Raw genomic sequence first — 20,832 nt, 5'->3', positions numbered from 1 at the left:
CCGGTCGTCCAGACTCTGTTCCGGCGGTCAGCTCCCCGGCCGGAAGGATTCCGATGTCGATGTTCGACCCCTTGGCGGGCGATCTGGATCACGAGCACGACGTTCTGCTCGTGGCCGGGAGTCGTCCTGAGGTCGCGCGTCTGGCTCCCGTCGCCGCGTCGATCGCGGCGGCCGACCGGATCCGCGCCATCACCGTGGCCACCGGTGCCGACCCGATGGGCGTGCACGAGGCGTTCGACGCGTTCGGCGTCCCGACCGACATCACGATCCTGCTGCCGCTGGACACCGCGCCCGGCGTGGCCGACGTCGCCGCCGCGCTCATGACCCGTCTCGACCGGCTGATGGTCGACCAGGACCCGTCCGCGGTGCTGGTGCACGGTGGTGGCCTGGCCGCCGAGGTCGCGGCCACGGTCGCGTTCTGGCGCCGGATCCCGGTCGTGCACATGCAGGCCGGCATGGGTACCGACGACCTGCTCTGCCCGTTCCCGCAGGAGGCGCACCGCCGCGTGATCGGCCAGCTGGCCTCGCTGTTCCTGACCACGAGCGGCGCCGCACTCGGCAGCCCGCTCGGGCCGAACGTGCTCACCATCGGCGACACCGTGAACTCCCTGCCCCGCCCGGAGGACGTCCGGTGCGCCGACGCCCTGGGCCGGGTGCGCGACGACATGCGGCGCCTGGTGCTGGTGGCGCTGGACCGGCCGTCCTCGCACAGCGCGCTGGCCGGCATCGCGTCGCTGCTGGAGCGGCACTCCGACATCGAGGTCGTGATCACCGGCGAGTTGGCGCGCGACGAGCCGTCGCTCTCGCTGGGACGGCACCCGCGGGTCGTCGTCACGCCGGAGCCGTCGATGTCGGACCTGCTGGTCGTGCTCGCCGCGGCGACCGTGCTGGTCTCCGACGATCCCGACCTCGTGACCGACGCCCCCGGCCTGGGCACCGTCGCGGTGCTGGTCGACGGGCCGAACGTGCCGCAGCCCGGCGACTCGATCCGTAGCATCGGCGGCTCGTCGGTGTCCCCGACCGTCGCCCAGATCCTGGACGGCGACCACGGGCGCCGGCCCGCTCCGTCGGACGGGCTGGAGGCGGCCCGCGCCGAGCAGGCCGTGGCCTGGATGTTCGGCCTCTGCCGGTCGCCGCACCTGGCCGAGGACGAGGCCGCCGCCGAGCCGGTCGAGGACATCACGGCCTCCTCGGCCGACGCCGAGGAGTCGAGCGACGCCTGAGCCGGGCGACGCCTGAGCCGGGCCCACGCCGGGGCGGGCCGGACGCGTCGATAGGCTGAGCTTGCCCAGCTCCTCAGGTCCGGGAAGAGGTGCACGAGCCGGTGCTGCTGTCCGACGGCGACCTGCGCAAGGAGATCGACTCCGGTCGGCTGACCCTCGACCCCTGGGATCCGGGGATGATCCAGCCGTCGAGCATCGACGTGCGGCTCGACCGCTTCTTCCGGGTCTTCATGAACTCGCTCTACACCCACATCGACCCGGCCGAGCAGCAGGACGAGCTGACCACCGCCGTCGAGCCGCAGGGTGACGACCCGTTCGTGCTGCACCCGGGCGAGTTCGTGCTCGGGTCGACGTTCGAGTCGGTCGGCCTGCCGGACGACCTGGCCGGGCGGCTGGAGGGCAAGAGCTCCCTCGGACGCCTGGGCCTGCTCACCCACTCCACCGCCGGGTTCATCGACCCCGGCTTCACCGGGCACATCACGCTCGAGCTCTCGAACGTGGCGAACCTGCCGATCACGCTCTGGCCGGGGATGAAGATCGGCCAGCTGTGCCTGTTCCGGCTCTCCAGCCCGGCCGAGAAGCCCTACGGCAGCGACGGTGTCGGCTCCCGCTACCAGGGGCAGCGCGGCCCGACCCCGTCCCGGGCGTTCCAGAACTTCCACCGCGTGGACACCCGCCGCTCCTGAGTCGCCCGTCGGGAACCTGGGGGCAGGTCGGTTGCGGCGCTAGGCTGACCGGCGATGGAGCCCACGCCCGAGCCGACCCCGAACCTGCCCGCGGTGCCCCCGGAACGACGCCCGGTGGTGGACCCGTGGGACACCGGCCGTCGCCGGGCCGCGGGCCCCGAGCCCGAGCCCGAGCCGGGTGGCCCCGGCCGGCAGCCGGGTGCCGGCCCGCCGAAGGGCGACGGCCCGGACTGGCGGACGCGACTGCGTCCGCGGAACCTCAAGCTCGCCGTCGGGCTCGGGCTGGTCGCGGCCGCGCTGCTCCTGCTGCCGTTCCTCGACGACCCGTCGCGCTGGTACGTCCCGGTCGGGATCGGCTTCGGCACGCTGGTGCTGCTCTACCTGCTGCGGCTGGACCGGCTGCTGTTCGGCTGGGCGCCGCACGTCGCCGGTGTCGTCCTGGTCGGGGCGCTGGTGTGGGCGACGAGCGGGAACCCGTGGTCGTGGGGGCTCGCGGTCGGCGCCGGGGTCGTGCTGGCCGGGCTGCTGCTCCTCCCCCGCTGGAAGGTGCTCGCGGTGGGCGTGGCGGTGCTGGTGATCTCCGGCGTCGGGTACCAGTTCCGGTCGGCCGAGATCACCGAGCAGCAGGCGCAGGTCGACGCCCAGGCCGGTAACGAGATGCGGATGGTGCTCGGCGTGGACCGGCCGCAGTTGGCGCTGGTCTCGCTCGACTCCGGGGTGGCGGGCAACAACCCGCGCCGGGTCTGCCGACTGGTCGACGACGCGGCGCTGGCCCAGCTCATGCAGGTCACCGCTGCACCCTCGTGCGAGCAGGCCGTCGCGGTGCTGCACTCCCGGGCGGGCTCCGGGCGCGAGACCGAACCGGACCGCAGCACCGACCCCGAGGTCGAGCCCGGCGGATCGGTCACCGTCGACGGCTGCGCGACGGTCTGGGGCACCTCCGCCCCGTCGATGGGCCGGGTCGTCCTGACCCGCACGAACGCCCCCACCCCGACCTACCAGATCGCGGCCTTCCAGCCCTGCTGACCCGATCCGCCCCCAGCGGACGGCACACTCGTCGGAACCGATGCGACGGGAGTGCCGTTCGCTGGACGGCGCGGCGGTGGTGGCGGACGACGAGGGCCGGCCCACCTGCTCGGTGGCCCGGCCCTCGTCGTGACTGACGTGCTGAGGATCAGCTCGTGGTGTCGGTCTTCTCCTCGGTCGGCTTGTCCGCCTCGGGCTTACCGTTGCCGGAGGAGCCGTCGCCGGCGGCACCGTTGGCCGCGCTCCCGTTGCCGGAGGTCCCGTTCTCGTGGGCCTCGTCGTTCGGGGTGCCGTTGTGGGCGGCGCGGTCGGACCCCTCGGTGGAGCCGGCGGCCTGCGGGGACAGCTCGGCGGGCTCGTCCTCCGACGCACCGGCGCCGTTGGTGGAACCATGCCCGTTGGTGCTCGGGTCACCGCGCTTGACGGCCGCGAGCAGCATCTGCGACACGTCCTGGACCTGGACGTTCTCGCCCGATCCCTCGCCCTGACGCTCGGTCAGGCCGTCGGAGATCATCGTCCGGCAGAACGGGCAGCCGACGGCGATCGTGCCCTGGGCCGAGGCCCCGTCCCCGCCCGCGGCGGCGGCGCTGTCGAGGGTCGCGATGGCCTCGGTCGTGCGGTTCACGTTGACCCGCTGACCGATCCGCTCCTCCATCCACATTCGGGCACCGCCCGCGCCGCAGCACATGGAGCGCTCGGCGTGACGCGGCATCTCGGTGAGGGTGGATCCCACGGCCCCGACGAGCTCGCGGGGCTCCTCGTAGATCTCGTTGTGGCGTCCCAGGTAGCACGGGTCGTGGTAGGTGACCGGTGCGCCCTTCTCCTCCGCCGGGGCGGCGACCGGGACGAGCTTGCCCTCGCGGACGAGCTTGTTCAGCAGCTGCGTGTGGTGCACGACCTCGTAGTGGCCGTCGAGCTGCGGGTACTCCTTGCCCAGGGTGTTGAGGCAGTGCGGGCAGGTGGTGACGATCTTGCGGGTGCCCGCCTCGCGGCCCTCGAACACGCCGTTGAGGACCTCGACGTTCTGCTGGGCCAGCATCTGGAACACGAACTCGTTGCCCGAGCGCCGCGCCGGGTCACCGGTGCAGGTCTCCTCCGGGCCGAGGACGGTGAACTTGACGCCGGCCCGGTGCAGCAGCTCCGCGGTGGCCCGGACGGTCTTCTTCTGGCCGTCCTCGAACGCGCCGGCGCAGCCGATCCAGAACAGGTACTCGGTGTCGTCGGAGAGCTCGCCGTCGAACACCGGGACCTCGAAGTCCAGCGCCTTGGTCCACTCGAGGCGGTCCTTGGCGTTCTGGCCCCAGGGGTTGCCCTTGTTCTCCAGGTTCTTGAACAGGACGCCGAGCTCGGACGGGAACTCGGACTCGATCAGCACCTGATGGCGGCGCATGTCGACGATGTGGTCGACGTGCTCGATGTCCACCGGGCACTGCTCGACGCAGGCGCCGCAGCTGGTGCACGACCACAGGACGTCGGGGTCGATGACACCGCCCTGCTCGGCCGTGCCCACCAGCGGACGCGCGGCCTGCTCCGGGCCGGACCCGCGGACGCGCTCGAAGCCGGACTCCGGCACGCCGTGGCCGGGGTGCGCGGTGAGCCCGGCCGAGAAGTCGATCGAGCCCTCCTCCGGCATGTCCTTGCCGCCGATCATGTACGGGGCCTTCGCGTTCATGTGGTCGCGCAGGTCCATGATCAGGAGCTTCGGCGAGAGCGGCTTGCCGGTGTTCCAGGCCGGGCACTGGCTCTGGCAGCGACCGCACTCGGTGCAGGTCGCGAAGTCGAGCATGCCCTTCCAGGTGAAGTCCTCGATCTTGCCGCGGCCGAAGACGTCGTCCTCGCCCGGGTCCTCGAAGTCGATCTTGACGCCGTTCGACTCCATCGCCGGCAGCGCGCCGAGGGCCTTCGGGAAGCGCTTGGCCGAGACGTTGATCGGCGCCGTGAAGATGTGCAGGTGCTTCGAGTAGGCGATGATCACGGTGAAGACGAGCATGACGCCGATGTGCAGCAGCAGCCCGATGCTCTCGACGATCTCGAGCGCTCCGACGGACAGGCCGCTGAACAGGTAGCCGACACCGATCGAGGCCCAGGCACCCGACTCGTACGGGAAGACGCCCAGCGCCGAGGACGCGCCGCGGAACAGGAACATCGTCCACAGCACGTTGAAGATCATGAACAGGATCAGCCAGGCGCCACCGGTGTGCGACCCGTAGAAGCGCGAGTCACGCTGCTTGCGCGCCGGCTGGTTCTGCAGCCGGATCACCGAGAACACGCCGAGCGAGATCAGCGCGAGTACGGCGATCGTGTCCTGCAGGAACCCGAGGACGGCCCAGCGGCCGATGATCGGGATGTGGAAGTCCGGCACGAACAGCGCGCCGTAGGCCTCCAGGTAGACCGAGGCCAGGATGACGAACGCCCAGAACGTGAACAGGTGCGCCAGGCCGGGGATCGACCACTGGAGCAGTTTCTTCTGGCCGAAGACCTCGACGAACTGGGCGCGGATGCGCTGACCGAGTCCGTCGGTACGGTCGTTCGCCGGCTGCCCGGACCGGATCAGTTTGTAGATCCAGAAGGCGCGCCGCCCCGAGATCGCCAGGGCGATCACGGTCAGAGCCAGACCGATCACCAACCGCCACACCATGCGTGCCTCCTTGAACCTCTCTCCGCGTAGTGGTGGGTACGCGGAGGCAATCGGCCAGAAGGGTAGTGCGCCCCGCTGCGGGACGCCCGCTCCTGTTCACGGCCGGGTCGTGCTTGTTACCGAACAGTAGTGGCCGACTCTGACAGTTCCGACGTCGGCGGGAAAGCCGAGTGGTGCAGGTGGGGTACGGGTCACGTGTGACACGTACCGCCCCAAGGGAATACGGCCGATCGTGTCCACCCGGTCGCGTTCCGTGTGCCCGGCGGCCGACGGCCGGGTCACTCCACTACTATCCGGCTGGTCGTCATGGTTTAGTCGGACCGGTCACGAGCGCAAGAGCAAGCGGGAGCCTGCGGACCACGGTCCGCTCGGAGGAGGAGCCGTGAAGACCTCGTACGAGGCCGCATCGTCGTGGCTCGCCCAGGGGCAGCTCAGCACCGGAAACCTGCAGGGCTGGATCACCAACAACATCGTCCCGTTGATCCTTCTCGCGATCGCGGTGATCCTTCTGTGGATCGGCGGCAAGGGCGACAACGCCGGGGTCGCGCGTCGCAGCGTCGGCCTCATCGTCGGGCTGATCGCACTGGGCATCGCGGTGAGCGGCAGCGGCCCGGCCGTCGGACAGGCGATGGCCAACCTGCTCACCGGGTGAGCCGTGCTCGTTCGCACTGACGACGAGGTGTACCGCGTCGACGCCGTCTGGCTGGGCCCGCCGCGCGCGACGTTCCCCTGGCGTGCCCGCTACGTGAGCTACGGAGTCGGCCTGCTGGTGATGCTGTTCATCATGTTCCTGCAGCGCAGGCTCGGGATCGGGCTGGACTTCTTCTCGGTGGCCTGGTCGCTGGTCGGCACCGTCGCGATCACCCGGTTCCTCGGCAACAAGATCGACTACGAGCGTCCGCTCGGTCAGGTCGTCAGCCAGTTCTGGGCCGAGGTGACCGGCCCCCGCGCACGGAGCCGGGCGGCCGGCGGCTCCGTGCGCGCGGGGCATGTCCGGGTGCGGGCGTCCGGTGGGCGCGGACGGGGTGCCGCCACGTCACGTACCTCCTCGCCCGCGCAGGTCGGGGCCCCGTCGGGGCCCGGATCGGTCGCCGAGGTGTGGGCCGGCTCCGGCACGGCGGGCGCGCCGAAGGCGTCCCCGGTGCGGGTCGGCTCGCGTACCCCCGTCGCCCCGGCGGGCGGGTCGCGACCCGCGGCCCCGTCCCGTGCCGAGCGCAAGGCGGCGAAGAAGGCCGCGCGGCAGACGGGGAAGGCGGCGGGGAAGGGTACGACGACGTCCGCGAAGAAGGCCGGGACGGCATCCTCGCCGAAGCCCGCCGGCCGGCCGGTCGAGTGGGAGAAGGCGGCCCGTACGACGACGGTGGCCGACGCCTGGCAGAAGGCGGGTTCCCGTGGCCGTCGCTGAGGGCCGACGACGGGGGCGGGGCCTGGCCGGAGAGGGCGGGTCCTCCTACTCCCCGACGATCGCGCTGCGTTCCATCGACGGGCACATCACCCGCACCGGAACGCAGGTCATGGCCTGGTATCGCCTCGCCGCGCAGGCCTGGAGCTTCCGCAGCGACTCCCAGCGCGAGGTGCTGATCCGCCAGGTCGCCGCGCAGATGGGCGAGCTGCAGGGGCGCTGGCTGCACCTGCGCGTCACGACGCGCCCGTACCCCGTCCACATGTGGGCGGAGTCGTTCGACCAGAACGCGCTCGGCCGGATGCCCGACGTGCCCGGCGCCCTGGGCTGGGACGGGTTCCTCGAGGGCGAGCAGCGCCACCTGATGGGCCTGTCCATGTCGGACAAGGAGGTCTTCCTCGGCGTCGAGGTCTCCGGCCGCGGGATGCTCGACCGCTGGGTGGAGAAGGCCGCCCCGGTGCTGGACCGGATCGCGCCCTCGGCCGTGCGGGCCGAGCTCGCCGCCGTCGAGTCCGAGGTCAACCACCTCGACGTCGTCGTCGCCAACTCCGGCATGGACGCCGTGCCGGCCAGCGCCGAGGACATGGCCTGGCTGATGCACCGCTCGGTCGCGCTCGGTCTGCCCGCCCCGCGCGGGCTGTCGTCGGTGCCGCGCGGGATCTCCCGGTGGGAGAGCGAGGACCTAGCCGCGTTCACCGAGGGTGTGGACCTGCACCAGGAGCCCTACGCCCCGACCGTGCAGGTGGTCGGGCGGATGCGCAGCCAGGCCGTCTCGCGCAACGTCGCGGTGCTCTCGGTCGGGCTGATGGACGGCCTGCGCATCCCGGAGATCGACGACCCGTGGATGCAGCACTCGGACCGGCTGCCGTTCCCGGTGGAGTGGTCGGCCCGGATCTACGTGCGCCGGCCGGAGGACGTGACCGGTGAGCTGCAGCGTCAGATGGGCAAGGTGCGCAGCCAGATCCGGCACTACACCCACGACCACGACCTGGACCCGCCTATGTCGCTGGCGCGCCAGGCCGACCGGGTGCTCGAGGTCGAGGACGAGCTGACCAGCGGCCTGACCCAGCTCAACACCCGCCTCTACGGCTGGTGGCGGATCGCGGTGTCCGGCCGCGACGAGGCGGAGGCGACCACGCGCGCCCAGCAGGTCGTCGACCTCTACCGGCCGAAGGTGCAGATCGAGCACCCGGAGGCGCAGTACCGCTACGCGCGCGAGTTCATCCCGGGTGAGCCGCTCGCCTCCACCGCGTACCGGCGCCGGGGCAGCGTCACCTGGGCCGCGGCCGGCGTCCCGGCGGCGACGGCCAGTGTGGGCGACCGTCGCGGGATCATGCTGGGCGAGACGTGTACGGCCACCCGCCGTCCGGTCGCGTGGGACCCGTGGCTGGCCCAGGAGGTCCGTCGCGCGTCCGGCCTGACAGCGATCGTCGGCGGCCTGGGGTCGGGCAAGTCGTTCCTGACCGGGCTGATCGTCTACAAGACACTGCGCGCCGGTGCACGGTGGACGGTGCTCGACCCGTCCGGCCCGCTGGCCGAGCTCGCGCGCCTGCCCGAGCTGGCGCCGTTCTCCCGGCACATCAACCTGCTGCGCGCCGACCCCGGCATCCTCAACCCGTACCGGGTGGTGGCCGAGCCGCGGCCGGACCACTTCTCCGACGAGGAGGACCCGGAGCGCGCCTGGCGCCGGGAGCGCTCGCTCGCCGCGGCCACCCGCCGGCGCCTGGTGCTCGACGTGCTCTCCGGCCTGCTGCCCTACGAGATCTCGCGCCAGCCCAACACCCGGATCGTGCTGTTGCGCGCGGTCCGCGAGGTCGGCGGTCAGCCGGACCGCCACCCCGGCATGGTGATCGAGGCGCTGCGCCGCCACGCCCGCGAGGGCGAGGAGCACGCCGGCGTCGTCGCCGACTTCCTCGACGAGCGCCGCGAGCTCCCGCAGGCCGCCCTGCTGTTCCCGGACGAGACCCGCGACGACCCCTGGCAGGCCGACCGCGACTACCGCCTCACGGTGCTGACCATGCAGGGCCTGTCCCTGCCGCGGCCGGGCAGCCCGCGCGAGGAGTGGACGGACAACGAGTCGCTCGGCGTCGAGCTGCTCAACCTCGCGTCCTGGCTGACCCAGCGCACGATCTACGACGCCGACCGGAACCTGCGCAAGGGCGTCGCGCTCGACGAGACGCACTTCCTGTCCCAGGTCCCCACCGGCAAGGTCCTGATCGACCGGCTGGCGCGCGACTCCCGGAAGTTCAACGTCCGCGCGCTGTTCGCCTCCCAGCTGGCCGGCGACCTGCTGCGGGTGTCCGGGTTCGCCTCCCTGGTCAACGCCGTGTTCGTCGGCCGCACCGACGACGAGGAGGCGCAGGCCGAGGCGCTGCGGCTGCTGCGGGTGCCCACCGACGTCGGCTACGAGCAGATGCTCGGCACGCTCTCGCCGCGCCCGCGCCACGACGACCGCCCGGACGACACCCCGCGCCAGTTCATCTTCGCCGACGGCCACGGCGGCGTGGAGAAGATCCGGATCGACCTGGAGGCCCCGCACGTCGAGCACGTGCGCGAGGCACTGGACACGAACCCGGACGCGAGCCGGATCTCCTCGTCCGGGACGCCCGTCGTCGCCGAGATCCAGGCGCCGGACGAGCCGGCTCCGCTGCCGTCGGCGCCGCCGCCGGTCTCGGAGGCGGCCTGGCCGAACACGGGCTGGAGCGACGTCGACGGCGACGACCTCCCGACGCGGATCGGCCCCGGCGAGGGCGACCACCTGCTCACCGGCGCCGACCGGATGCGCGCCGGCGGGGTGACGGTCGTCCCGGCCGAGGCCGAGCTCCTCGACGACGAGCAGCTCGACCTCCTCGACGAGCTCGACGAGGGCTGGCACGAGGACCTCGCCGACCCGCCGACGTCCCCCGCCGACCCGCCGACGTCCCCCGCCGACCCGCCGACGTCCTCCGGTGCGCGCCCCGGGGACCCCGGAGTGGTCGAGGCGGCGGAGCCGCAGGTCCTCCCCGGCGAGGGCGGGCGGTGATCGGGGCCGCCGATCCGACCGGTGGTGCCGGCCTCTGGCCGGTGCTGCTGATCGTCGCGGCCGCGGTGTGGGCGGGTCTGCGCAAGGCCCGACGTGCGCGGGGTGAGACCCCGGACCCCCGACGTCGGCGGCGCGGGTACTCGCTGCTGGTGGTCGCCGCCCTGGTCGGGGGCAGCATCCTGATGGGCTCCCCGGCGATGGCCCAGCCGCTGGACTGCAAGCAGGCCCCGGAACCGGACCGTCCCGGCACCGGGCTCGTCGGGTCGCTGGACGGGCCGAGCGCGCTGCACGGCGAGGCCGGCAGCGTCTACGAGGAGGTCGGCTACGCCGGGATGGTGTGGCACAACTACGACCTCGGCTGCGCCGCGTCCGGCGTCCTGAACCCGTCGGTCACCACCGACACCTGGCTCGGCAACCAGACGTTCAACCTGGCCAAGCTGACCGTCGGCGGCGTCAACTGGGCGCACTACCTGATCGCCGAGGGCGGGTCGGTCTTCGCGCCCCTGGACGACGTGATCTCCACAGCCACCCGGGCGATGTACGAGACCGTTTTCACCACGTGGGTGGGCATCGCCCTCGTCGCGTTCGCGGTCATCCTGCTGGTGCTGGCCATGCGCGGTGACCTCGCCAGACAGGCGCAACGGGCGGGGATCGGCGTGTTCGCGCTGCTCATCGCCTCGGCCGCCTATCTGGCCCCGGTGGACTGGTCGAAGGCGGCGGACGGCCTGCTGCTCGACGGCGTCACGCAGATGCAGGAGGGCTTCCTCGGCCAGATCGGGCTGGGCACCCGGGACACGCTGCCCACCGTGCTCGTCGACCAGGTCGCCTACCGCAACTGGCTGCGCGGCACGTTCGGCTCCCCGGACGTCCCGCAGGCCCAGGAGATGGGCCGCGACCTGCTGCGCGCGCAGGCGTTCACGATCGACGAGGTCGACCAGCGCCAGGACAACAGCGAGCTCGCGGAGCGGAAGAAGTCGGACTACGCCGCGCTCGCCGACCGGATGGGCGACCGCTACAGCTACTTCACCGGCGCGTCCGGCAGCCGGATCGGCGCCGGGATGCTGGCCGCGATCGAGGCCGTCTGCATCGCGCTGTTCCAGCTGCTGTCCAAGGTGCTGGTGCTGGTGGCGATGCTGATCATCCGGCTGATGGTGATCACCGCGCCGGCGATCGCGGTGGTCGCGCTGCTCAAACCCGAGGTGATCCCCGCGCTGTTGCGGGTCGGCGGCGCGGCGATCGTGAACACGCTCGTCGTCGGTGCGCTGGCCGGGCTGCACGCGTTGCTGGTGGTGTCGCTGTTCCGGCCCGGCGCGAACATCGACCTGTGGCTGGCGCTGCTGGTCACCGGCGTCGTGACGATCGTGCTGTGGGCCGTCGCGCGGCCGTTCCGGCGGCTGGTGTCGATGGTGTCGCTGACCCGCGAGCAGTTCGGCGGGATCGTGCCCGGCGTCGCCGACGGGCCGACGGCGCGGATGTGGCAGCGGATGCGCGGGTCGGGCGGGGACACCGCGGACCGGCAGTCGCGCTGGTGGTCCGAGCGCTCCGGCGGGACCGGCGACGTCGACCGGGACGCGGTGCGCCCGGAGGCCGAGACGGTCGCCGGTCCGGCGGGCCCCGGCGCGCGCTCCTGGCGTCGACGTCCGGCGTCGCCGTCGCCCGAGGCGGGCCGTCCGACCGGTGTGATCGCCGAGCCGCGACGCGGGGCGCTGCCGGTCGGCGGGCAGAGCCGGACGGCGGGGACCGGCGGCTTCCCCGGCCGCACCGACCCGGGCGAGGTCGACGACCGGTCGATCTACCGGCGCTCGGACTCGCCGCGCCGGGCCGGTCAGCCGGTGCCGGTGAGCCCGGAGCTCGTCGACGGCGTGCCCGTCTACAAGATCTACCGCCCGCGGGCCGCGCGCACCGCCGACGGGTCGACCTGGAGCCGTCGTGCCGATTAGGTCCTCGCGCGGGCGGGCCGGCGCCTACCGCTCGGTGTGGCAGTGGCCGCTGCGCTCCCCGGTCAATCTCGGGATCTCGATCGTCGTGCTGGTCCTGGTGGTCGCCGGGCTGGTGTTCGTCGGCGGCAAGCTCGGCGGGTCGGCCGGGAACGGCGGGCTGCTGGCCGCCGGGGAGGGTCCGTCGGAGTCCGCGCAGCCCTCCACCGGCTACGCGCCGCCGAGCACCACCCCGACGCCGACCGCCCTGCCCCCGGTCACCCCGCTGACCCCGCGGGAGCTCCCGCTCTCCGCCGCCCCGCCCGAGGCGCTGGCCGCGGCCCGGAACTGGACCGCGGCCTGGGTGAACCACCCGCCGGGCACCACCAACGAGCGCTGGACGGCCGGCATGCGCCCGTTCACCACCGACGAGTACCTCGGCGTGCTCGCGGCGGTGGACCCGTCGAACGTGCCGGCCACCGCCGTCACCGGTCCCCCGAAGCCGACCCGGGTCTCGCCGCGCAGCGTCGAGTGCGAGGTCCCGACGAACACCCTGAAGCTCTCCGTCCTCGTCGTGGACACCGACGCCGGCTGGCGGGTCTCCCGCTACGACCGGGTGTGAGCCGGCCGTGAGCACCCCGCTGACCCGGAGCCTGCGGCCGTTGCGGCTGCTGCTGCCGATCGTCGCCATCGGCGCGGTGCTGGTGCTGTTCCTGACCGTCGGGTTCCTGGCGTTCAGCCCGAACCTGAACAACCAGTCCCGCGGGTCGACGACGTGCGACACCGGCATCGGCACCGTCGGCGAGGGGGGCGGCGGGGGCACCACGATCGACACGCTGAGCCCGGACCAGCGGGCCAACGCCGAGGCGATCATCGGCGTCGCGAAGGGGATGGGGGCGCCGCCGCGGGCCTGGCTGGTGGCGCTGGCCACCGCCATGCAGGAGTCCACCCTGCGCAACATCGACTACGGCGACCGGGACTCCCTCGGGCTGTTCCAGCAGCGGCCGTCGCAGGGCTGGGGCACCCCGGCGCAGGTCACCGATCCGGCATACAGCACGACGATCTTCCTCGAGCGGCTGATGGAGGTGCCGGGCTGGGAGCGGATGCCGGTCACCGACGCCGCGCAGATCGTGCAGCGCTCGGCCTTCCCGGACGCCTACGCCAAGTGGGAGGGCCTGGCCGCGAGCCTCGTCGAGCAGGTCGGCGACGTCGCGAACCCGACCGGCTGCGGCACCGCGCCGACCGGTGCGCTGCCGCCGGGCGCGGCCGGGACGGCGATCTCGTTCGCGCTCAAGGAGGTCGGCAAGCCCTACGTCTGGGGCGCGACCGGCCCGGACTCCTACGACTGCTCCGGGCTGATGCTGCGTGCGTTCCAGGCCGCCGGGCTCACCCTGCCGCGGGTCTCGCAGGACCAGTACAACGCCGGCGCGCACGTCCCGGTCAAGCAGGCGCAGGCCGGTGACCTGCTGTTCTACGCGACCGACCCGTCCGACCCGTCGACGATCCACCACGTGGTGCTCTACATGGGCGACGGGCAGATGGTGGAGGCGCCGAACAAGGACAACCCGGTCCGGGTCAAGCCCGTGCCCTGGGACTACGAGGAGCTGGTCCCCCTGGCCACCCGCCCCGGGACGACGGCGAGCCCCGCCTGACCCCGGAGTCGATCTCCCTCCCGGGCGGGCGTCCCGTCGGTTGCGCCATCATGGCGCCATGCCCGACCCGACCGGACGCGCCGCCTCGACGACACCCCTGCGCGACTACCTGGACCGCCCCGCCCCGGGCTCCGCGGGTGAGGACTACCTGGTCGTGCCCCGGTCGGTCGCCCAGTCGATGCCGCTGCGCTGGCAGCAGGTGTTCACCGGTCTGCTGGCCGACCTGCACGACGCCTACGGGCACCTGACCTGGCCGGAGTACCAGGTCGGTGCGGCGCGGCGGGAGCTCGTCGCCGACCTCGACGACGACCAGCTCGACGCCCTGGGCTGGTACACCGACCTCGCCCCGGACGGGCACCTGGAGTTCCACGACGCCGACGGCCGCCCGGTCGCCGACCCCGAGACTCAGCGGGTGCTGGCGCCCGTCCAGGACCCGATCCCGCCGGCGTCCGCGGGGCGGGTCGAGCCGCGCCCGGCGCCGCGGCGGTAGCGGGGGTCCGGCCCGTCCAGGGTGGTGGCGACCAGCTCGTCGACCTCGAACAACAGCCGCGCCCGGTCGATCGGCCCGGCCTCGACGACGTCGTCCTCCCCGGGCCGGGCCCGCAGCCGCTGGCGGTGGTGCCCGGCCGCGTTGTGCTGGACGGTCAGGACGTAGGGGCCGCGACGCTGCCCGGTCGGCGTACGGACGTTCGCCCCGATCTGGGCGAGCGCGTCGACGTCGTCGTTGGTGGCCACCAGCGCCCGGGCTGCGGTGCCGGTCATCCCGCGCCGCATCAGCTCGACGACGAGCCGGTCGGCGTCGTCACCGGCGTCGCGGACCGCCTCGGAGAGCACCCGCGCAGGAACCCGGACGGTCGAGCCGGACGCCGGGGTGAGCGGCCCGAGCAGGTCGACCAGGGCCTCGGCCGCCCGATCCGGCGGGACCCGGAGCAGCGCGATCTCGTCCTCGTGCCGGACGGCGAGCACCGCGTCCGCACCGTCGACGGCCACGACCGCACCGAGCAGGGCCCGGTAACGGTGCAGCAGGTCCAGCGAGAGCGCGGGCCGGGCGAGCAGGTGCAGGTCGCGGGCCAGGTCGGTGTCGCGACCCGGGTCGAGCCCTCGGGCCCGGAGACGGTCGACGGTGCCGGAGACGATCCGGGCGCGTTCGGGCAGCGACCGGCCGTGGTGCGGCGGGTCCAGCGCCGCCGGTGGGGTGTCGATGCCCAGGACGTCGAACGCGACGTCGGCCTCGACGAGGGTGAGGACGGTGGCCCGGGACCAGTCGGTGCCGACGCCGGTGCTGCTCCCGGTGCTGCTCCCGGTGCTGCTCCCGGTGCCCCTGCCCGGTCCGCGACCGACGGTCATCGCTCGTCCTCCTCGTCGGGTTCGGCGCCGAGCACCGGCGGGGTGGCCTGCAGGTCGAGGTCGAACGCCTCGCTGCTCGGCAGCAGGTAGCGGTTGCGGTGGTCCTGGTCGGAGCCCCGCCCGCCGGCGCCCATGCCGCCCATCGGCGTGACGCCGTTCGTCCCGGTGCCGGACCGTCCGGGCGCCGGTTCGGAGATCCCGCGGCCCGGCACGGTCTCGGAGACACCCGCGCCGCCGTAGCGACCGGGACCGCCCTGCCCGGTGCCGCCCGAGCCCCCGCCCGAGCCCCCGCCCGAGCCCCCGCCCGAGCCACTGCCGCTCCATCCGGTGCCCGGTCCGCCGGCCCGGGGGGCCGGTTCCGCGCCCCACGCGCCCGTCCCGCCGGCGCCCGGGACCCGTCCGGGCTGGTTGCGCAGCAGGTTGGAGCCGAAGTCGGAGCCGGACCGGGGTAACGGGAGCGACGGTGTGCGCCCGATGCCGCCGTTCGAGCCGGACGGGGGCACGGCGCCGGGGACGTAGGCGGGGACGCCGGCCGTCGGTGCCCCCGGGGCGGGCGTGGTGGGTGACGAGGGCGCGGGCGGGGTGACGTTCGGGGCCCCGGTCCCCGCGGACGGGGCGGTCACCTCGGCCTGTGCCAGCGGCGGCGGTGCCGTCGTGCGGTCGCTCCCGCCCCTACCGTCGTCGCCGCCCTTGCCGTTGCCGGGCGCGTCCGGTGCGGACGGGGTCGCCGGGGCATCGTTCGCACGTGGAGCGTCGATACGTCCGGCCCCGTTCCCACCGCCGTTCCCGTTCCCGTTCGCGCCGTCGCCCGCTCCGTTCCCGTCGGTGCCGGGTCCGTTCGCCACGGACGGTGCCGCGGGGGTCGGAGATCCCCCGTCGGGGGCGGACGGAGCCGGAGTGACCGGGGTGGCGGACGGGGCACCACCGCCCCCGGTCGCCGCCGACCCGCCTCCGGTGCTGATCCCCCCGCCGACCCCCGCGGACCCGTTCCCGGCGGGAGCCGAGGGCCCCCCGGGCGGTCCCGACGACGGCGTCGAGGTCGGGAAGGCCTGGACGGCCACGCGCGCGGCGCTCTCGTGGGCCTGCAGCAGGTGGTCGGCACGCTTGCCCTCGGACGCGTTCATCATGACCTGGGCCACCTGGTCGGTGACGCCGGCGCCGGCCAGGATCGGGGCCGGGAGCACCGACTGCGCGGCCGGCGCCCAGTCGCCGAGTGCGCTGGTCAGAGGACCCTCGTGGTAGGTGAACTTGTTCTTCAGCCCATCGAAGGAGTGACCGTAGGTGCCCACCGGGACCGTGCCCTGCGCCGAGGCGTCCCCGCTCGCCCCGCCGGCCGCGGCCACCTGCGTGAGGGCCTCGGTGGCGCTCCCGGCGGCCCGGCCCTGCCACCCGACCTGCATCTCGCCGAGCTGACGGCGGACCTGTCCGTCGGAGTCACGGAACCGCCCGCCGAGGTCGTCCAGCGCGCCGTGGGTGGAGTCGATCGCTTGGGCGCCGCTCCCCTGTGACGTCCAGGCGATCTTGTCCTTCAGGCTCCACCCGGACCAGTCCACCCCCGGAAGGTCCTCGAGGGCGACGCCCTGCGACGGCTCGGGATCGGGCAGGAACCAGTCGACGACGGGGACGTCGTGCCAGTTGAAGCCCTGCGACCCACCCGGCTCGGCCATCGCGTCCCCTCCTCGTCGCGGCGTACGGAGGCACGGTAGGGACGGCCGGGACCGGGCGACGCCGGATCGGCGGACGCGGCCGCGGATCGTTCACATCGGTGAACGCACGGCATGTCGTCGCAGCTCGGAAACCGGTCCGGAGAAAGTTGAGCCGGGTGGGAACAACTCTGCATGCCCGCCCGTTGGACCGGGTACGAGCAAGTTGAGCAGGACGTACTCAAGCCCGATGCGATCGGCGCTCCCCGTTCTGCTACAACTTGAGCCGAGCACACTCAGACCTGAAGTACGCAAGATACAAACGGAGGCAGTCACCATGGCTCGTACGGTCGGTATCGACCTCGGGACCACCAACTCCGTCGTCGCTGTCCTCGAGGGTGGCGAGCCGACGGTGATCGCGAACTCGGAGGGGTCCCGCACGACCCCCTCGGTGGTCGCGTTCGCTCGCAACGGTGAGGTTCTCGTCGGCCAGTCGGCGAAGAACCAGGCCGTCACGAACTCCGACCGCACGTTCCGCTCCGTGAAGCGGCACATCGGTACGGACTGGAAGACGCCGGACATCGACGGCAAGACCTACGGCCCGCAGGAGATCAGCTCCCGCGTGCTGCAGAAGCTCAAGCGCGACGCCGAGGCCTACCTGGGCGACGAGGTCGCCGACGCGGTCATCACCGTGCCGGCCTACTTCGAGGACGCCCAGCGCCAGGCGACCAAGGAGGCCGGGCAGATCGCCGGCCTCAACGTGCTCCGGATCGTCAACGAGCCGACCGCGGCCGCTCTGGCCTACGGCCTGGACAAGGGCGACAAGGAGCAGACCATCCTGGTCTTCGACCTCGGTGGCGGCACGTTCGACGTCTCGCTGCTCGAGATCGCGGAGGGCGTCGTCGAGGTCAAGGCGACCAACGGCGACAACCACCTCGGCGGCGACGACTGGGACGAGCGGATCGTCACCTGGCTGGTGGACAAGTTCAAGTCCGCCCAGGGCATCGACCTGACCAAGGACAAGATGGCGATGCAGCGGCTGCGCGAGGCCGCGGAGAAGGCCAAGATCGAGCTGTCCAGCTCGTCCTCGGCCAGCATCAACCTGCCCTACATCACGGTCGACTCGGACAAGAACCCGCTGTTCATGGACGAGACGCTGTCCCGCGCGGAGTTCCAGAAGATCACCTCGGACCTGCTCGAGCGGACCCGCAACCCGTTCAACCAGGTCGTCAAGGACGCCGGCATCCCGGTCGGCTCGATCGACCACGTGGTGCTCGTGGGTGGTTCCACCCGCATGCCCGCCGTGACCGAGCTGGTCAAGGAGCTCACCGGCGGCAAGGAGCCCAACAAGGGCGTCAACCCGGACGAGGTCGTCGCCGCCGGCGCCGCGCTGCAGGCCGGTGTCCTCCGCGGTGAGGTCAAGGACGTCCTGCTCCTCGACGTCACCCCGCTGTCCCTCGGCATCGAGACCAAGGGCGGCGTCATGACCAAGCTGATCGAGAAGAACACCACGATCCCGACCAAGCGCTCCGAGGTCTTCACCACGGCCGACGACAACCAGCCATCGGTGCAGATCCAGGTGTTCCAGGGCGAGCGTGAGATCGCGGCCTACAACAAGAAGCTCGGCATGTTCGAGCTGACCGGCCTTCCGCCGGCCCCGCGTGGCGTGCCGCAGATCGAGGTGTCCTTCGACATCGACGCCAACGGCATCGTCAACGTCTCCGCCAAGGACACGGGCACCGGCAAGAGCCAGGAGATGACGATCACCGGCGGGTCGAGCCTCGGCAAGGACGAGATCGACCGCATGGTGCAGGAGGCCGAGGCGCACGCGGACGAGGACCGCAAGCGTCGCGAGGACGTCGAGACCCGCAACCAGGCCGAGACGCTCGTCTTCCAGACGGAGAAGTTCGTCAAGGAGAACGACGAGAAGCTCCCGTCCGAGGTCAAGGACTCGGTGAACGCCGCCCTCGGGGAGACCCAGGAGGCGCTCAAGGGCACCGACTCCGACGCCATCAAGGCGTCGGTGGAGAAGCTCGCCACCGAGTCGCAGAAGATGGGTTCGGCGCTCTACGCCCAGCAGCCCGACGCCGGCGCCCCCGGCGCCGAGGGTGACGCCGGTTCCGCCGGTGGCGCCCAGTCCGGTCAGGACGACGTGGTCGACGCCGAGATCGTGGACGACGACGACAAGGACAAGGGCACCAAGTGAGCACCGGCGACCTTCCCCAGGACAGGACGGTCGGCAGTGAGAACGGCAAGCAGCAGGACGAGCCGGTCACGATCCGGGACCGCCGCAGGGTGGACCCGGTGACCGGCGAGGCACGCCCGGACGGCGCCGGCGACGGCGTCACCGCCGAGGCCGGGAGCGAGACCGCTCCCGGCCCGGCGGCCGGGCCGGGCGACGGCGCCGACCCCGAGGTGGAGAAGCTGACGGCCGAGGTCGCCGAGCGCACCGCGGACCTGCAGCGCGTCTCCGCCGAGTACGCCAACTACCGGCGCCGGACCGACCGGGACCGCGAGAGCACCCAGCTCTCGGCCAAGGTCTCGTTCGTCTCCGACCTGCTGACCGTGCTCGACGACTTCGAGCGGGCCGAGCAGCACGGCGACCTCACCGGTGCGTTCAAGTCGGCGGCCGACAAGGTCGTCGGCGTGGTGAACAAGCTCGGCCTGGAGCCGTTCGGCATCGAGGGCGAGCTGTTCGACCCGGCGATCCACGAGGCCGTCCAGCACGAGCCGGCCGAGGCGAGCGGGCCGACCGTCACGGTGCTGACCGCGGTGCTGCGCCGCGGCTACCGGATCTCCGACCGGGTGCTGCGCCCGGCCATGGTCACGGTGCAGGACCGCGCGGAGAACGAGGTCGCGCCGGAGGTCGTCGCCGAGGCGGCCGAGGGCGGGGCGGAGCCCGCGGACGGCGGACCCGGCTCGGGCGAGCCGCAGAACCCGGCCTGAGGCCGGCACACCCGGCCTCGGGCCGGTGATCGATATCGACGTGGACGCGAGGCTCCGGTCCGGCAGCAGCCGGGCCGGAGCCGAAGTCGGAGAGGAGGCGCGGTGACCCAGCGCGACTGGATCGAGAAGGACTTCTACAAAGATCTGGGTGTCTCGAAGACGGCGTCCGCGGATGAGATCAAGAAGGCCTACCGCAAGCTGGCCCGCGAACTGCACCCCGACGCGAACCCGGGTGACGCGAAGGCCGAGGCCCGGTTCAAGACGGTCTCCGAGGCCTACGGCGTGCTCGGCGACAAGGACAAGCGCAAGGAGTACGACGAGACCCGCGAGATGTTCGCCGGTGGTGGCGGCTTCGGTGGCGGGGGCTTCGGCGGGGGCGGCTTCCCCGGCACCGGCGGAGGGTTCCCCGGTGGCGGTGGCTCGCAGAGCTTCGACCTCGGTGATCTCTTCGGTCAGGCCGGGCGCGGTGGTGGCGGTGGAGCGACCGACATCAACGACCTGCTCGGCGGCATCTTCGGCCAGGCCGGACGGGGTGGCGCCGGCGCGGGTGCTCCGCGCGGTCAGCGCGGTGCGGACGTCGAGAGCGAGGTCCGGATCTCGTTCGAGGACGCGGTGCGCGGCGCGACGCTGCCGATCCGCCTGTCCGCCCCGGGGCGCTGCGAGCGCTGCGGCGGGACCGGGTCCAAGCCCGGGACCACGCCGCGGAGCTGCCCGACCTGCAACGGCGTCGGCCTCGTCAGCCGCAGCCAGGGGTCGTTCGCGTTCTCCGAGCCGTGCCGCGACTGCCGCGGGACCGGCCGGATCATCGACGACCCGTGCCCGGAGTGCCGCGGCGACGGCGTCAGCTCGCGCACCCGGTCGCTGACCGTGCGCGTGCCGGCCGGCGTGACCGACGGGCAGAAGGTCCGGCTCGCCGGCCAGGGCGAGCCCGGACGCGGCGGCGCACCCGCGGGTGATCTCTACGTGCTGGTCCACGTGAACCCGCACAAGGTGCTCGCGCGGTCGCCGAAGAACTCCGACGACCTGGTGATCACCGTGCCGGTGACCTTCCCCGAACTGGCGATGGGTGCGACCCTGACCGTGCCGACATTGGACGCGACGGTGTCGCTGAAGATCCCGGCGGGCACCACCAGCGGCCGCACCCTGCGGGTGCGCGGACGCGGCGTGGAGCGCAAGAACGGCAAGAAGGGCGACCTGCTCGTCACGGTCGAGGTGGCCGTCCCGCAGAAGCTGGACGACGCGGCGACCGAGGCGTTGCAGGCCTACGCCGAGGCGACGAAGTCGTTCGACCCCCGGGCCGACCTGCTCGGGAACGCTGGGAGGTGACGGCG

At 72.9% G+C, this 20,832-nt stretch carries 16 protein-coding genes; 13 read left to right on the top strand and 3 right to left on the bottom strand.

Translation table 11 applies throughout. From position 1 onward, the window contains the following. Positions 1–59 precede the first annotated feature (59 nt). The 3 genes from EV383_RS30010 to EV383_RS30000 all read left to right on the top strand — a co-directional run bounded on the left by EV383_RS30010 (position 60) and on the right by EV383_RS30000 (position 2,935). A complete protein-coding gene (locus EV383_RS30010; protein WP_242623373.1) occupies positions 60–1,223 on the top strand; it encodes a UDP-N-acetylglucosamine 2-epimerase in 1,164 nt (387 codons plus the stop codon). A 101-nt stretch (positions 1,224–1,324) separates the two neighbouring features. Beyond that, positions 1,325–1,909 (top strand): dCTP deaminase, encoded by a 585-nt coding sequence (gene dcd / locus EV383_RS30005; RefSeq protein WP_130293449.1) that lies wholly within the window; start codon positions 1,325–1,327, stop codon positions 1,907–1,909. A gap of 54 nt (positions 1,910–1,963) precedes the next feature. Beyond that, complete coding sequence (locus EV383_RS30000; protein WP_130293447.1) at positions 1,964–2,935, top strand: hypothetical protein; 972 nt, start codon at positions 1,964–1,966, stop codon at positions 2,933–2,935. 148 nt (positions 2,936–3,083) lie between these two features. Here EV383_RS30000 and EV383_RS29995 read toward each other — a convergent pair whose 3' ends face one another. Further along, positions 3,084–5,573: a (Fe-S)-binding protein gene (locus EV383_RS29995; protein ID WP_242623372.1), complete on the bottom strand. Its 2,490-nt coding sequence runs from the start codon at positions 5,571–5,573 to the stop codon at positions 3,084–3,086. A gap of 382 nt (positions 5,574–5,955) precedes the next feature. Here EV383_RS29995 and EV383_RS29990 point away from each other — a divergent pair, with 382 nt between their 5' ends. Genes EV383_RS29990 through EV383_RS29960 form a run of 7 tightly spaced genes read left to right on the top strand, consistent with a single transcriptional unit; the run spans position 5,956 to position 14,055 of the window. After that, the gene (locus EV383_RS29990) at positions 5,956–6,225 is read left to right on the top strand and encodes a hypothetical protein (protein ID WP_130293445.1); all 270 of its coding nucleotides are present in this window, start codon (positions 5,956–5,958) and stop codon (positions 6,223–6,225) included. A gap of 3 nt (positions 6,226–6,228) precedes the next feature. Next, on the top strand, positions 6,229–6,978 hold the full coding sequence (locus tag EV383_RS31865) for a hypothetical protein (RefSeq protein ID WP_207223710.1): 750 nt from the start codon (positions 6,229–6,231) through the stop codon (positions 6,976–6,978). Further along, positions 6,965–9,997, top strand: coding sequence for an ATP-binding protein (locus EV383_RS29980; protein ID WP_207223709.1), 3,033 nt, complete (start codon positions 6,965–6,967; stop codon positions 9,995–9,997). Before EV383_RS31865 ends, EV383_RS29980 begins: the two co-directional genes overlap by 14 nt. Further along, positions 9,994–11,937: an MFS transporter gene (locus tag EV383_RS29975; RefSeq protein WP_242623371.1), complete on the top strand. Its 1,944-nt coding sequence runs from the start codon at positions 9,994–9,996 to the stop codon at positions 11,935–11,937. Before EV383_RS29980 ends, EV383_RS29975 begins: the two co-directional genes overlap by 4 nt. Then, positions 11,927–12,535, top strand: coding sequence for a hypothetical protein (locus tag EV383_RS29970; RefSeq protein WP_130293443.1), 609 nt, complete (start codon positions 11,927–11,929; stop codon positions 12,533–12,535). The genes EV383_RS29975 and EV383_RS29970 overlap by 11 nt, the downstream gene beginning before the upstream one ends. Positions 12,536–12,542: 7 nt before the next feature. Beyond that, positions 12,543–13,565 (top strand): C40 family peptidase, encoded by a 1,023-nt coding sequence (locus tag EV383_RS29965; RefSeq protein WP_130293441.1) that lies wholly within the window; start codon positions 12,543–12,545, stop codon positions 13,563–13,565. Positions 13,566–13,623: 58 nt separating this feature from the next. After that, on the top strand, positions 13,624–14,055 hold the full coding sequence (locus EV383_RS29960) for a hypothetical protein (protein ID WP_130293439.1): 432 nt from the start codon (positions 13,624–13,626) through the stop codon (positions 14,053–14,055). Here EV383_RS29960 and EV383_RS29955 read toward each other — a convergent pair. Beyond that, positions 13,971–14,912: an ESX secretion-associated protein EspG gene (locus EV383_RS29955; RefSeq protein WP_130293437.1), complete on the bottom strand. Its 942-nt coding sequence runs from the start codon at positions 14,910–14,912 to the stop codon at positions 13,971–13,973. The two genes, EV383_RS29960 and EV383_RS29955, sit on opposite strands and share 85 nt — an antisense overlap. Next, on the bottom strand, positions 14,909–16,579 hold the full coding sequence (locus EV383_RS29950) for a hypothetical protein (RefSeq protein ID WP_130293435.1): 1,671 nt from the start codon (positions 16,577–16,579) through the stop codon (positions 14,909–14,911). Before EV383_RS29950 ends, EV383_RS29955 begins: the two co-directional genes overlap by 4 nt. Positions 16,580–16,892: 313 nt before the next feature. Here EV383_RS29950 and dnaK point away from each other — a divergent pair, with 313 nt between their 5' ends. From dnaK to dnaJ, 3 genes are all read left to right on the top strand, one after another. Continuing rightward, positions 16,893–18,761 (top strand): molecular chaperone DnaK, encoded by a 1,869-nt coding sequence (gene dnaK, locus EV383_RS29945; protein WP_130293433.1) that lies wholly within the window; start codon positions 16,893–16,895, stop codon positions 18,759–18,761. Next, entirely contained in the window at positions 18,758–19,501 is a 744-nt protein-coding gene (gene grpE / locus EV383_RS29940; protein ID WP_130293430.1) for a nucleotide exchange factor GrpE, read from the top strand. Before dnaK ends, grpE begins: the two co-directional genes overlap by 4 nt. Positions 19,502–19,603: 102 nt before the next feature. Beyond that, positions 19,604–20,827, top strand: coding sequence for a molecular chaperone DnaJ (gene dnaJ / locus EV383_RS29935; protein ID WP_130293428.1), 1,224 nt, complete (start codon positions 19,604–19,606; stop codon positions 20,825–20,827). The last annotated feature ends 5 nt before the right edge of the window (positions 20,828–20,832 follow it).

The sequence above is a fragment of the Pseudonocardia sediminis genome (genome assembly GCF_004217185.1).
Classification (GTDB): domain Bacteria; phylum Actinomycetota; class Actinomycetes; order Mycobacteriales; family Pseudonocardiaceae; genus Pseudonocardia; species Pseudonocardia sediminis.
Note: the sequence above shows the minus strand (reverse complement) of the source record. Positions and strands in the feature narration are given on the sequence as shown.

Bases quoted from the DNA above. Each gene is read 5' to 3' on its own strand.
- EV383_RS30010 (WP_242623373.1), top strand. From the start codon at position 60: ATGTTCGACCCCTTGGCGGGCGATCTGGATCACGAGCACGACGTTCTG.
- EV383_RS30000 (WP_130293447.1), top strand. From the start codon at position 1,964: ATGGAGCCCACGCCCGAGCCGACCCCGAACCTGCCCGCGGTGCCCCCG.
- EV383_RS29995 (WP_242623372.1), bottom strand. From the start codon at position 5,573: ATGGTGTGGCGGTTGGTGATCGGTCTGGCTCTGACCGTGATCGCCCTG.
- EV383_RS29960 (WP_130293439.1), top strand. From the start codon at position 13,624: ATGCCCGACCCGACCGGACGCGCCGCCTCGACGACACCCCTGCGCGAC.
- EV383_RS29955 (WP_130293437.1), bottom strand. From the start codon at position 14,912: ATGACCGTCGGTCGCGGACCGGGCAGGGGCACCGGGAGCAGCACCGGG.
- EV383_RS29950 (WP_130293435.1), bottom strand. From the start codon at position 16,579: ATGGCCGAGCCGGGTGGGTCGCAGGGCTTCAACTGGCACGACGTCCCC.
- dnaK (WP_130293433.1), top strand. From the start codon at position 16,893: ATGGCTCGTACGGTCGGTATCGACCTCGGGACCACCAACTCCGTCGTC.